Annotated in this window: 1 protein-coding gene; it reads left to right on the top strand. The window is 62.1% G+C overall.

Going from position 1 to position 917, the window contains the following annotated elements:
• A partial coding sequence (locus RFM98_RS31180) for a GntG family PLP-dependent aldolase (protein ID WP_320312295.1) occupies positions 1-914 on the top strand: 914 nt, incomplete at its 5' end.
• Between the last annotated feature and the right edge of the window lie 3 nt (positions 915-917).

Here is a 917-nt window from a genome sequence, read left to right as displayed (position 1 = left end):
CGTTGGCTGCCGAAATGTTGGGCAAGGAAGACGCGGCTTTCATGTCGAGCGGATGTCAAGGAAATCTTGTCGCTCTGCTTGCGCATTGTTCCCGCGGCCAAGAGGGGATCGTCGGCGACCGCTCTGATCTCTATGACTTCGAGGCCGGCAGCGTTTCGGTGGTGGGCGGTCTCGTCCTGCACCCCGTGTCGACGGAAGCTGACGGACGGCTGTCGTTGGAGAACCTGCGGTCGGCGATCCGCGACAAGAGCGATTATCAATGCGCGCCGCCCGGGGCGATTGTGCTGGAGAACCCGCATTGTCAACGTGGCGGGCGCGTCCTGCCTGGGTCTTGTATCAAGGAGGTGCGCGAGCTTGCCGATGAGCACAGCCTGCCGCTTGGCGCCCGCATCTTCAACGCGGCGATCGCCTCGAACAGGACGCCGTCGGAGATGGCGGAGGATGTCGATTCGATCATGTTCAGCCTGTCGAAAGGACTCGCCGCGCCATTCGGCTCGATGGTGTGCGGATCGCGGCCCTTCATCGAGCGGGTGAGACGCTATCGGAAGCTTGTGGGAGGCGGTCTCCGCCAAGCTGGCTTCATGGCCAGCGCGGGTATCGTGGCGCTTCAAACTATGGTGGACCGGCTAATCGAAGATCACCGGCGCGCGCAGTTGCTGGCGGAGAAGATTCGCTACATTCCCGGTATCCGCCTCGAGCCCCCAATCATTGACACGAACATGGTGTTCTTCCGGCTCGAATGGGAAGGTCTGTCGGTCCCAGAGTTCCTGGCCAAGCTGTCGCAGAGGGGTGTGCGGCTGGGCACTCTCCGCGAAGGCGTCGTTCGCGCTGTCCTCCACTATCTCGTCAGCGATGACGATGTAGACGCGGCCGCAAACGCCATTCGATCGGTCATGCAGGCGAAACCACGATGACAT

It is taken from the genome of Mesorhizobium australafricanum, assembly GCF_033977265.1.
Classification (GTDB): Bacteria; Pseudomonadota; Alphaproteobacteria; order Rhizobiales; family Rhizobiaceae; genus Mesorhizobium; species Mesorhizobium australafricanum.
This window is presented reverse-complemented; position numbering and strand designations above follow the sequence as displayed.